Annotated in this window: 11 protein-coding genes; all 11 read right to left on the bottom strand. The window is 73.1% G+C overall.

The genetic code is table 11. From position 1 onward, the window contains the following. Window positions 1-488: 488 nt before the first annotated feature. Window positions 489-1,751: a tyrosine--tRNA ligase gene (tyrS, locus tag QRT05_RS11490; RefSeq protein WP_289447416.1), complete on the bottom strand. Its 1,263-nt coding sequence runs from the start codon at window positions 1,749-1,751 to the stop codon at window positions 489-491. Between the two features lie 57 nt (window positions 1,752-1,808). Continuing rightward, a complete protein-coding gene (locus tag QRT05_RS11495; protein WP_289447845.1) occupies window positions 1,809-2,450 on the bottom strand; it encodes a DNA-3-methyladenine glycosylase in 642 nt (213 codons plus the stop codon). Between the two features lie 70 nt (window positions 2,451-2,520). Further along, window positions 2,521-3,123, bottom strand: a complete 603-nt coding sequence (locus QRT05_RS11500; protein WP_289447417.1) for a uridine kinase family protein — start codon at window positions 3,121-3,123, stop codon at window positions 2,521-2,523. A gap of 10 nt (window positions 3,124-3,133) precedes the next feature. After that, entirely contained in the window at window positions 3,134-4,546 is a 1,413-nt protein-coding gene (gene argH, locus QRT05_RS11505) for an argininosuccinate lyase (RefSeq protein ID WP_289447418.1), read from the bottom strand. Continuing rightward, window positions 4,539-5,777: an argininosuccinate synthase gene (locus QRT05_RS11510; RefSeq protein WP_289447419.1), complete on the bottom strand. Its 1,239-nt coding sequence runs from the start codon at window positions 5,775-5,777 to the stop codon at window positions 4,539-4,541. Before QRT05_RS11510 ends, argH begins: the two co-directional genes overlap by 8 nt. 52 nt (window positions 5,778-5,829) lie before the next feature. Beyond that, window positions 5,830-6,357, bottom strand: coding sequence for an arginine repressor (locus QRT05_RS11515; RefSeq protein ID WP_289447420.1), 528 nt, complete (start codon window positions 6,355-6,357; stop codon window positions 5,830-5,832). Next, a complete protein-coding gene (gene argF, locus QRT05_RS11520; RefSeq protein ID WP_289447421.1) occupies window positions 6,354-7,286 on the bottom strand; it encodes an ornithine carbamoyltransferase in 933 nt (310 codons plus the stop codon). Before argF ends, QRT05_RS11515 begins: the two co-directional genes overlap by 4 nt. Next, window positions 7,283-8,563 carry an acetylornithine transaminase gene (locus QRT05_RS11525; protein WP_289447422.1) on the bottom strand — a complete coding sequence of 427 codons (1,281 nt, stop codon included), beginning with the start codon at window positions 8,561-8,563 and terminating at the stop codon, window positions 7,283-7,285. Before QRT05_RS11525 ends, argF begins: the two co-directional genes overlap by 4 nt. Beyond that, window positions 8,560-9,534, bottom strand: a complete 975-nt coding sequence (gene argB, locus QRT05_RS11530) for an acetylglutamate kinase (RefSeq protein ID WP_289447423.1) — start codon at window positions 9,532-9,534, stop codon at window positions 8,560-8,562. Before argB ends, QRT05_RS11525 begins: the two co-directional genes overlap by 4 nt. Then, window positions 9,531-10,739 (bottom strand): bifunctional glutamate N-acetyltransferase/amino-acid acetyltransferase ArgJ, encoded by a 1,209-nt coding sequence (gene argJ / locus QRT05_RS11535; RefSeq protein WP_289447424.1) that lies wholly within the window; start codon window positions 10,737-10,739, stop codon window positions 9,531-9,533. Before argJ ends, argB begins: the two co-directional genes overlap by 4 nt. Continuing rightward, window positions 10,736-11,800: an N-acetyl-gamma-glutamyl-phosphate reductase gene (argC, locus tag QRT05_RS11540; RefSeq protein ID WP_289447425.1), complete on the bottom strand. Its 1,065-nt coding sequence runs from the start codon at window positions 11,798-11,800 to the stop codon at window positions 10,736-10,738. The genes argJ and argC overlap by 4 nt, the downstream gene beginning before the upstream one ends. Window positions 11,801-11,860: the final 60 nt, after the last annotated feature.

Below are 11,860 nucleotides of genomic sequence, written 5' to 3' on the forward strand. Positions count from 1 at the left end.
CGGCTGAATAGGAACCCAGAACCTCACGGGATGAGGACCAGGCTCCAGTCTCAACCAAGACCCACCAAAGGCAGGCCATATGGCATCGACTACTTGGCACACTGTTGAGTTCTCAAGGAACAGTCACTCTGCCGTCCAGGCCCTCAGGCCCTTCTCGGAAGGTTTGTTTCCTTCACCAGCCTATCAGGCTTTTGTTTCCTGATCTGCCGGACGCCTTTCGGGGAATTTCATTTCCCTTTCCGGCTGGCACTACTCTAGCGGGCTTTTCCAGCGCCTCAGACCAGCTGGTCTGTGATGCTCGTTGCCCCCCCGACCGGTTCCGGGGCGCACGAAGCTCCAGGGACCTGCTCGGGGGCGGCCGCCTGCGGGACCAGCCACCGGGGTTCGATCCTCGGTGTCCGTTCCTCCCTGCCGGGCGACCTCGAGAACATTACGCGCGGTCGTGCCCCGGAGGCAAATCTCCTGGCGGTGACGCCGGTCACCAGGCGTCAGGCGCCGGTGTCGACCACCCCGAGGGTGCGCTTGCCGCGGCGGAGCACGGCCCAGCGCCCGTGCAGCAGCTCGGACTCGGACAGCACCGCGTCGTCGCCGGCCACGCGGACGTTGTTGACCGAGGCGCCGCCCTCCTTCACGGCGCGGCGGGCCTCGGACTTGCTCGCCACGATGCCGGCGGACGCGAACAGGTCGACCACCAGGTCGCCCACCGCGCCGCGCGCGGTGGGGAGCTCGGCCACCGCGGCACCGAGCGTGGCGGCATCGAGGTCGTCGAGAGATCCGCGACCGAACAGCGCGTGGCTGGCCGCGACCACCGCGTCGGCCGCAGCGGCGCCGTGCACCAGGGACGTCACGTCATGGGCGAGCGCGCGCTGGGCCTCACGGGCTGCGGGGCGCTCGGCGACGGCCACGGCGAGCTCGTCGATCTCCTCGCGGGACCGGAAGGTGAACACCTTGAGGTAGCGGACCACGTCGGCGTCGTCGGCGTTGAGCCAGAACTGGTAGAACGCGTAGGGCGTGGTCATCTCGGGGTCGAGCCAGACCGCGCCCGACTCCGTCTTGCCGAACTTGGTGCCGTCCGCCTTGGTGATCAGGGGCGTCGTGAGCGCGTGCGCGGCGACGCCCTCCACCTTGCGGATGAGCTCCACGCCCGACAGCAGGTTGCCCCACTGGTCGGACCCTCCGGTCTGGAGAGTGATCCCGTGCCGGCGGTACAGCTCCAGGAAGTCCATGCCCTGCAGGATCTGGTAGCTGAACTCGGTGAAGCTGATGCCCGCCTCGCTGTTGAGCCGACGGGCCACGGTGTCCTTGGCGAGCATCGTGCCGAGCCGGTAGTGCTTGCCGACGTCGCGCAGGAAGTCGATGGCCGACATCGGGGCGGTCCAGTCGAGGTTGTTCACCATCGTCGCCGCGTTCTCGCCGTCGAAGCGCAGCAGAGGCGCGATCTGGTCGTGGATCCGTCGCACCCAGCCCGCGACGACCTCCGGGGAGTTGAGCGTGCGCTCACCCGTCATCCGCGGATCGCCGATCAGCCCGGTGGCGCCACCCACGAGGGCGAACGGGCGATGGCCCGCGTCCTGCAGCCGGCGCACGGTGAGGATCTGCACCAGGTTGCCGATGTGCAGGCTCGGTGCGGTCGGGTCGAAGCCGCAGTAGAGGTTGACCGGCCCGGCGCTCAGCGCGGCGCGCAGGGCATCGGCGTCGGTGGTCTGCGCGATCAGGCCGCGCCACTCGAGCTCGTCGAGGATGTGGTTCACGGGAGGTCTCCAGGGTCGTGCGGGCGTAGGGGGCGGGGGCGTGCCGACGTCGTCGCCTCAGGTGGCGTCTACCGACGTCGGCCGCGGATACGCCGGCCGGTACGCGGACACGGTGGGCTCGTTGGTCAGCCAGTAACGCCAGGGGAACCGCGTGCCCTCGCCGCCGACCCCCGAGACGCCGACCCGCGGCCCGCTCGCGTGGGCGGGCTGCACCGCGGTCTCCCGGCGGTGCAGCACCACGGCCCCGCCGGGCTCCGTCAGGTCGGAGCCGTTGGCGTCGCGGTCGAGGCCGAGGCACACGGCGAGGCGCGCGGGCCCGCGCGCGAGCTGGCGGTGGGAGTCGACGACCCCGGCCTCCTCGCGCCGGGCCCAGGCGAGCTCCGCGCCGTCGACGACCTCCCCCGCGCGCAGGAGCACGGCGGCGGGACTGCCCGTCGGCTCGGCGACGACGTTGAGGCAGTGGTGCAGACCGAGGTGCCGGTACACGTAGAGGCGGCCCGGCTCGGCGAACATGACCGCGTTGCGGGCGGTCCGGCCGCGGTAGGCGTGCGAGCCCGGGTCCGCCGCTCCCCCGTACGCCTCGACCTCCGTGACACGTACGGTCACGCCGCCCTGCGGCGAGCGGGCCGTGATGTACGAGCCCAGCAGGTCACGAGCGACGACCTGCACGTCGCGGGCGTACCAGACGCGCGCCGGGATCGCCGCGAACGCCGCCGGCTGTCCCCCGTCCGGCGGCCGCGGGACGTCGCCGGGCCAGGTGCTCACGCGCTCATCCTGCCGCACGGTCGGCCCGGAGCACCCCGGCGTCCAGCGGACCGAGCAGCGCTCCCCAGGCGTCGAGGCGCACGTCGGCCCGCTCGCGGGTGCGCTCGGCGGCGAAGTGCGCGGCCTCGTCGCGCATCCAGCGCTCCCACATCGGGCGCGCCTCGGCGCCGTCGCGCGCCAGGCCTCGTTCGAGCCGCAGGCCCGCCGGGGCCTCGATCCAGACGCGCAGGACGGCGAGCGCGTCGGCCTGCCGCCTCGCAGACCCGCACCCCTCGATCACGAGCAACCGCGGGACCGGCACGTCGACCCACTCGGCGAAGGCGCCCTCCACCCAGTCGTAGCGCTGGTAGCGGCCCGGCAGACCGCGGCGCAGGGGCTCGAGCACCTGGGCGGTCAGGCGGGGCCACAACGAGCCCTCGAGGCCGGCCCAGCCGGCGTACAGGTCGTCGAGGTGGAGGACCTCGGCGCCCGGGACGGCGGCGGCGAGCGACGCCGCGAACGTCGACTTGCCGGACCCCGCGGGACCGTCGACGACGACGAGGCGCACGCGCCCGAGCCGCGCCGGGGCGGCCAGGGCAGCGGCGGCGACGTCGTCGGCGACCGTCATCGGACCGCGGTCAGGACGCCCAGCGGCGCAGGTCGGCCGCGCGCGACCGTGCCCGCGCGAGCTGCTCGGCGACCCGGGCGGGAGCCGTGCCACCGTGCGCGGACCGCGAGGCGAGCGATCCTGCGACGCTGAGCACCTCGCGCACGGCGGGCGTCAGGTGCCGCGAGATCGCCGCCAGCTCGTCGTCGCTCAGGTCCCACAGCTCGATGGCCGGCGAGTGCTCCTCGCACGCACGGACGCACGCGCCGGCGACCTCGTGGGCCACGCGGAACGGCACCCCCTCGCGCACGAGCCACTCGGCGATGTCCGTCGCGAGCGAGAAGCCCTGCGGGGCGAGCGCCGCGAGCCGGTCGTAGTCGAACGTGAGCGTCGCGACCATGCCCGCGAAGGCGGGCAGGAGGACCGTGAGCTGGTCGACCTGGTCGAAGACCGGCTCCTTGTCCTCCTGCAGGTCCCGGTTGTACGCGAGCGGCAGGCCCTTGAGCGTGGTGAGCAGGCCGGTCAGGTCACCGACGAGCCGGCCCGCCTTGCCGCGCGCGAGCTCGGCGATGTCCGGGTTCTTCTTCTGCGGCATGATGCTCGACCCCGTGGAGTACGAGTCGTGCAGGCGCACGAACCCGAACTCCTTGGTCGCCCAGAGGACGACCTCCTCGGCCAGACGCGAGACGTCGACCGCGAGCATTGCCGCGACGAAGGCGAACTCCGCGACGACGTCACGCGACGCCGTGCCGTCGATCGAGTTCTCCACGGGACCGTCGAACCCGAGCTCGGCCGCCACCGCGGCCGGGTCGAGGCCCAACGAGGAACCGGCCAGCGCCCCCGAGCCGTACGGCGAGAGCGCGGCGCGACGGTCCCAGTCCACCCAGCGCTCCACGTCGCGCAGCAGCGGCCACGCGTGCGCGAGCAGGTGGTGCGCCAGCAGCACGGGTTGCGCGTGCTGCAGGTGCGTACGGCCCGGCATGGGCGCCTCGCCCGCGGCCTCCGCCTGCGCCACGAGCGCGTCGACCACGTCGAGCACCGCGCCGGCCAGGGAGCGGGACTCCTTGCGCAGGTACATCCGCACGAGGGTCGCGATCTGGTCGTTGCGCGAGCGGCCGGCGCGCAGCTTGCCGCCGAGCTCCACGCCCGCGCGCTCGATCAGGCCACGCTCGAGCGCGGTGTGCACGTCCTCGTCGTCGGGCGCCGGGCCGAAGGCCCCGGAGGCGACGTCCGCGCGCAGCACCTCGAGGGCGTCGACCATGCCGGCGACCTCGTCGTCCGACAGCAGCCCGGCCGCGTGCAGCACGTGCGCGTGCGCGACCGAGCCGGAGATGTCGACGTCCGCCAGCCGCCAGTCGAACTGGGTGGACCGCGACAGCTCGACGAGCGCCGAGGCCGGCCCCGACGCGAACCTGCCGCCCCAGAGGGCGAGAGGCTCAGGCATCGATGCCGCCCTGCGTGCCGAGGTCCACGGCGTTGCCGAACCGGACGTCGCGCGCGGCAGCGAGCTTGGACGACAGGCCGTAGATCTCGATGAAGCCGCGGGCGGCCGCCTGGTCGAACGTGTCGCCCGTGTCGTAGGTCGCGAGGTTGAAGTCGTACAGCGACGCGTCCGAGCGGCGGCCGGTGACCGTCGCCCGCCCGCCGTGGAGCACCATCCGGACGTCGCCCGAGACGTAACGCTGCGTGTCGTCGATGAACACGTCGAGGGACTTCTTGAGCGGGCTGAACCACTGGCCGTCGTACACGAGCTCGGACCAGCGCTGCTCGACCTGGCGCTTGAACCGGGCCTGCTCGCGCTCGACCGTGACGTTCTCGAGCTCCTGGTGCGCCGCGATGAGCGCGATCGCGCCCGGCGCCTCGTAGACCTCGCGGCTCTTGATGCCGACCAGGCGGTCCTCGACGATGTCGATCCGGCCCACGCCCTGCGCCCCCGCGCGGCGGTTCATCTCCTGGATCGCCTGCAGCGGGGTGACGGGCACGCCGTCGAGCGCGACAGGCACGCCCTGCTCGAACGTGATGACGACCTCGTCGGCCACGGGCGGGAACGTCGGGTCGTCCGTGTAGGTGTAGACGTCCTTGGTGGGACCGTTCCAGATGTCCTCGAGGAAGCCGGTCTCGACCGCGCGGCCCCACACGTTCTGGTCGATCGAGAACGGGTTGTGCTTGGTGGTCTCGATGGGCAGCTGGTGCTTCTCGGCGAAGTCGATCGCCTTGTCGCGGGTCAGCGCGAGGTCGCGCACGGGCGCCAGGCACGTGAGGTCGGGCGCGAGCGACGTGATGCCGACCTCGAAGCGCACCTGGTCGTTGCCCTTGCCGGTGCAGCCGTGGGCGACGACGGACGCGCCGAACTGGCGGGCCGCGCGGACCAGGTGCTTGACGATGACGGGGCGCGAGATCGCGGACACCAGCGGGTAGCGGTCGAGGTACATGCCGTTGGCGCGCAGCGCGGGCATGCAGTACTCGGTGGCGAACTCGTCGCGCGCGTCGGCGACGTAGGCCTCGACGGCGCCGCAGTCGAGCGCGCGCCGACGGATCACCTCGAGGTCCTCGCCACCCTGGCCCACGTCGACGGCCACGGCGATCACCTCGGCGCCGGTGGCCTCGGCGATCCAGCCGATGCCGACAGAGGTGTCCAGGCCGCCGGAGTAGGCGAGGACGACGCGCTCAGTCATGGTTCTTCCTTCGTGTGCTGGGTGTGTGCGGGAGCAGGGGGACGAGGCAGGTTCAGTGTCGCGCGTCAGGTCGCGCGTCGGAGGCAAGCGCGAGGAAGCGCGCCGCGAGCTCGGTGCCGGCGTCGGGCCGGTCGTCGCGCGCGATCACCAGGACGGTGTCGTCGCCCGCGATGGTGCCCAAGACCGACGGCAGCACCGAGCGGTCGATCGACGAGGCGAGGAACTGGGCCGCCCCGGGTGGCGTGCGCAGCACGACGAGGTTGCCCGACGACTCTGCTGTGAGCAGCAGCTCCTCGCACAGCCGCGCGAGACGCGTCGCGAGCATCTCCGTGTCGGCGGGGAGCGCGGGGACCGCACCCTCGGCGGGCACGGCGTACACCAGCCCGCCGGTCGGCGTGCGCACCTTGACCGCGCGCAGCTCGACGAGGTCGCGCGAGAGCGTCGCCTGCGTGACGTTCACCCCGTCGGCGAGGAGCAGGTCGGCGAGCTGCTGCTGCGACGCGACGGCCCCGCGCTCCAGGATCGCCGCGATGAGGGCGTGCCGCGCGGCCTTGGTCTGGGGGATGATCACGCTGCTCACGCCCGCTCCAGGAGCCAGCTCAGCAGCGCCTTCTGCGCGTGCAGGCGGAACTCGGCCTCGTCCCAGACCACCGACTGGGGGCCGTCGATCACCTCGGCGGTGATCTCCTTGCCGCGGTAGGCGGGCAGGCAGTGCAGGACGATCGCGTCGGGCCGGGCGAGCGCGAGGGTCGCCGCGTCGAGCCGGAACGGGACGAACGGCGTCTCGCGCAGCTGCGCCTGCTCCTCCTGCCCCATCGACACCCACGTGTCCGTCGCGACCACGTCGGCACCCGCGACGGCCTCCTCGCGCGAGTGCACGACGGCGACCGAGCCGCCAGTCTCCGCGGCGATGCGCTGCGCGTCCGCAAGCACGCCGGCGTCGGGCAGGTACCCCTCGGGCGTCCCGATGCGCACGTGCAGCCCGGCCGTCGCGCCGCCCAGCAGGTAGGAGTGGCTCATGTTGTTCGCGCCGTCACCGATGTACGCGAGCGTCTGACCCGCCAGGCGACCGGTCCCGCCGCGGTGCAGCGCGATCGTCGCGAGGTCCGCCAGGATCTGGCACGGGTGGAACTCGTCGGTCAGCGCGTTGACCACGGGAACGCCCGCGTGCTCGGCCATCTGGTCCAGCCGCTCCTGGGCGTGCGTGCGCCACACGATGGCGGCGACCTGGCGACCCAGCACGTGCGCCGTGTCCGCGACCGACTCCCGCTGGCCGATCTGGGCGAGCTTGCCGTCCACCACGAGCGGGAAGCCGCCCAGCTCGGCGATGCCGGTGCTGAACGAGATCTGCGTGCGCAGCGTCGGCTTGTCGAAGATCACCGCGACCGCGCGGGGGCCGGTCAGCGGCGTGCGGATGTAGCGGTCCGACCGGAACGCCAGCGCGAGCTCGAGGACGTCGCGCTGCTCGCTGGGCGTCAGGTCGTCGTCACGCAGGAAGTGCCGGGTCATGCGCCGTCCTCCGTCAGCCGGCCCGGCAGCGCGGCGAGGAGGTCGACGAACGTGCCGGCCTGCTCGTCGGTCAGCACGAACGGCGGCGCGAGGCGGATCGTGGTGGGCCGGCACGGGTTGACGATGAACCCGGCCTCGAGCGCGCGGGCCGCGACCTCGGTGGCGACCGGCTCGGCGAGCTCGATGCCGATGAGCAGGCCCTCGCCCCGGACGCCCGCCACGAGCGGGTGCCCGAGCGCCTCGATCCGGCTGCGGAGCCGCTCCCCCACGCCGCTGACGTTCGCGAGGAGGCCGTCGCGCTCGATGACGCCGATCGTGGTCAGGGCCGCCGCGGACGCGACCGGGTTGCCCCCGAAGGTCGTGCCGTGCTGACCCCGGCCGAGGAGCGTGGAGACCGGTTCCCCGAACGTGATGAGCGCGCCGACCGGGAAGCCGCCGCCGAGCCCCTTGGCGACCGTCACGGCGTCCGGGACGACTCCCCCGCCGATGTGCGGCAGCTGGTGCGCGAACCAGGCGCCCGTCCGGCCCATGCCGGTCTGGACCTCGTCGACGATGAGGAGCGCGCCGTGCTCCTGCGTGAGCTGGCGCGCCCGGGCGAGGTAGCCGGGGGGCAGTGGGAGCACGCCCGCTTCGCCCTGGATGGGCTCGACGACGAGCGCCGCGACCGGCTCGCCCTCGAACGCGGCGGCAAGCGCGTCGGCGTCGCCGAACGGCACGAACTCGACGCCCGCGGGCAGGGGCTCGAACGGCTCGCGGTACGCGGCCTTGTGCGTGAGCGCGAGCGCGCCCATCGACCGGCCGTGGAACGAGCCCTCGAGCGCGAGCACGCGCGTGCGGCCCGTGCGGCGGGACAGCTTGAAGGCCGCCTCGTTCGCCTCGGTGCCCGAGTTGGTGAGGAACACGCGAGAGCCCTCGGGGGCCTGTGCGACGCTCAGGAGCTTCTCGGCGAACGCGATCTGCGTCGGGCTGGCGAAGAAGTTCGAGATGTGGCCGAGCGTGCCGAGCTGCGCGCTGATCGCCGCAGTGAGCGTGGGGTGCGCGTGGCCGAGCGCGTTGACCGCGATCCCCCCGAGCAGGTCGAGGTAGCGCCTGCCGTCGGCGTCCCACACGTAGGGCCCCTCGCCGCGCACGAGCACGCGCTGCGGGGCGCCGAACGTGTCCATCACGGCGTGCGTGTAGCGGTCCGTCCACTGCGCGACCGACCCGTCGGCGACGGGCTCGAGGCCCGCGTCGACGGGCGCGGCGGCGCGGTGGCGGCCGGTGCTGAGCGCGGTCATGCGGGCACCTCGGGGCTCGGGACCTGGGGGACGGGTGCGGTGAACGGGGCGTCGGCAGGTTCCTCGTCGGGCAGCACCATGGTCCCGATGCCGTCGGAGGTGAACACCTCGACGAGGATCGAGTGCGGGGCGCGACCGTCGATCACGTGGGCCCGGCCCACGCCACCCTCGACTGCGCGCCAGCAGGCCTCCATCTTGGGCCGCATCCCCGCGTCCAGACCGGGCAGCACCTCGGCGAGCGCGCCGGCGCGGAGCCGACGCACCAGGGAGGACCTGTCCGGCCAGTTGAGGTACAGGCCCTCGACGTCGGTCAGGACGATCAGCTTGCGGGCGCCGAGGGCCACGGCGAGCGCCGCCGCGGCCGTGTCGGCGTTGACGTTGAGCACCTTGGTGGGGTCGTCGATGTCGGGCGCGACGGTGCTGACCACGGGGATGCGCCCGGCGTCGAGCAGGTCCTGCACCGCGCCCGGGTTGACGTGCACGACGTCGCCCACGAGCCCGATGTCGACCTCGACGCCGTCGACCACGGCCGTCCGGCGCCGAGCCTGGAACAGACCGCCGTCCTCGCCCGAGAGACCCACGGCGTGCGGCCCGTGCGCGTTGAGCAGGCCGACCAGCTCGCGGGACACCTGCCCGGTGAGCACCATGCGGACGACGTCCATCGCCTCCGGCGTGGTGACGCGCAGTCCGCCGCGGAACTCGGACTCGATCCCCAGGCGGTCCAGCATCGCGTTGATCTGCGGGCCTCCGCCGTGCACGACGACCGGCCGCAGGCCCACCTGGCGCAGGAACACCATGTCCTCGGCGAAGGCCCGCTTGAGGTCCTCGTCGATCATCGCGTTGCCGCCGTACTTGACGACGACGAGGGCACCCGCGAACTTCTGCAGCCACGGCAGCGCCTGGATCAGCACCTCGGCCTTCTGGTCGGGCCGCAGGTCGGTGACGGTGTTGAAGACGAAGTCGTCGCTCACGTCGAGTACTCGCTGTTCTCGGTGACGTAGGCGTGCGTGAGGTCGTTGGTCCAGATCGTCGCGATCGCGTCGCCCGCGTGCAGGTCGACGAGCACCGTCACGAGCCGCTGCGACGCGAGGTCCACGAGCGAGCGGTCCTGGTACCCGGCGCCCGACCGGCAGACCTGCACGCCGTTGATCGTGACGTCCACGTCGTCGGGGTCGAACGGCGCGACGCTCTCGGGAACCGTCCCGACCTGCGCCAGCACGCGGCCCCAGTTGGGGTCGTTCCCGTAGATCGCGGCCTTGAACAGGTTCGAGCGCGCGACGGCACGGCCGACGGCGACGGCGGCCTCCTCGGTGGTGGCGCCGTTGACGGTGATCGCGATGTCGTGGTTGGCACCCTCGGCGTCGGCCACGAGCTGGCGTGCCAGGTCGGCGCACACGGACTCGACGGCGCCGAGGAAACCCGAGGGGTCGGGACGCACGCCGCTCGCACCGGACGCGAGCAGCACCACGGTGTCGGACGTCGACATGCACCCGTCCGAGTCCACCCGGTCGAACGTGCGCGCCGTCGCGGTGCGCAGCGCCTGGTCGGCGAGCTCCGCGTCGACGACGGCGTCGGTGGTGATCACGCACAGCATCGTGGCGAGCGCGGGCGCGAGCATCCCCGCGCCCTTCGCCATGCCGCCGACCGTCCACGCACCGGCGTCGCCCGGGATGGTGATCTCCGACGTCTTGGGCACTGTGTCGGTGGTCATGATCGCGACGGCGGCCGCCGGTCCGCCGTCGCTGCTCAGCGCAGCGACGGCCTGGTCCACCCCGGCCAGCAGGATCTCGCGCGGGAGGCGCTCGCCGATGAGCCCCGTGGAGCCGACCACGACGTCGCCCGCGGAGACACCGAGGGCCTCGGCGACGCGCTCGGCCGTGCTGTGCGCGTCCTGGAACCCGGCCACGCCCGTGGAGACGTTCGCGCCGCCGGAGTTCATGACGACCGCGCTTACGACGCCGTCGGAGACCACCTGGCGCGACCACTTCACGGGGGCGCCCTGCACCCGGTTGGTGGTGAACACGGCGGCACCCACCTGCAGCGGGCCGTCGTTGACGATCAGCGCGAGGTCGGGGCGGCCAGAGGGCTTCAGGCCCGCGGTGACACCGCTGGCCCGGAAGCCTGCTGGGGCGGTGACGCCCGCGGTGGGCGCCGGGCGGTCGGTCGTCGTGGTCACGGTGCGACTCCATCCAGAGGGAGGCCGAGCGCCTCGGGGAGCCCGAGTGCGAGGTTGAGCGACTGCAGCGCACCGCCGGCGGTGCCCTTGACCAGGTTGTCGATGGCGGTCACGGTGACGACCCGTCCGGCGGCCTCGTCGACCGCGACCTGGACGAGGGCCGTGTTGGCGCCCAGCGTGGACGCGGTCGTCGGCCACTGCCCCTCAGGCAGCAGGTGGACGAACGGCTCGTCGGCATACGTCTGCTCCCAGGCGGCACGCACCGCCGCCGGGTCCGTGCCGGGGACGAGCCGGGCCGTGGCCGTCGCCAGGATGCCCCGCGCCATCGGCACGAGCGTGGGGGTGAAGGAGATCGAGACCGCGTCGGCGCCGGCCGAGCGCAGGTTCTGGGCGATCTCGGGGATGTGGCGGTGACTGCCGCCCACGGCGTAGGGCTGCACGGAGCCGAGGGCCTCGGAGGCGAGCAGGTGCGTCTTGAGGCTGCGCCCGGCGCCCGAGTAGCCGTTGGCGAGCACCGCGACGAGATCGAGCGGCTCGACGAGCCCGGCAGCGATCCCCGGCTGCAGCCCGAGCGTGACGGCCGTGACGTTGCAGCCCGGCACGGCGATGCGCCGGGTGCCCGCGAGCGCGGCTCGCTGGGCCCGCGGGGCGGTTTCCCCGGCGTGCAGCAGCTCGGGCAGTCCGTAGGGCCACGTGCCCGCGTGCTCGTTGCCGTAGAACGCCTCCCACGCGGCGGGATCGACCAGCCGGTGGTCGGCGCCCAGGTCCACGACGACCGCCTGGTCGCCGAGCGCCTCCAGCTCGGCGGCGATCGCTCCGCTCGCACCGTGCGGGAGCGCCAGCACCACGACGTCGTGCCCCGCGAGGTTCTCGGTGCTGGTGGGTGCCAGGACGCGGTCGGCGAGCGAGCGCAGGTGCGGCTGGTGCGCCCCCAGGGTGGTGCCCGCGTTCGAGTGCGCGGTGAGCGCGCCGATGCGCGCGTCCGGGTGCGCCAGGAGCACGCGGAGCATCTCGCCACCGGCGTACCCGCTGGCGCCTGCGATCGCGACCGAGAACGTCATATGCATGAACATACACAAGGGTGCAGGAAGATACGAACTCTTTCGCCGGAATGCCGCGAG

The organism is Cellulomonas edaphi (assembly GCF_030362815.1).
GTDB classification, from domain to species: Bacteria; Actinomycetota; Actinomycetes; order Actinomycetales; family Cellulomonadaceae; genus Cellulomonas; species Cellulomonas edaphi.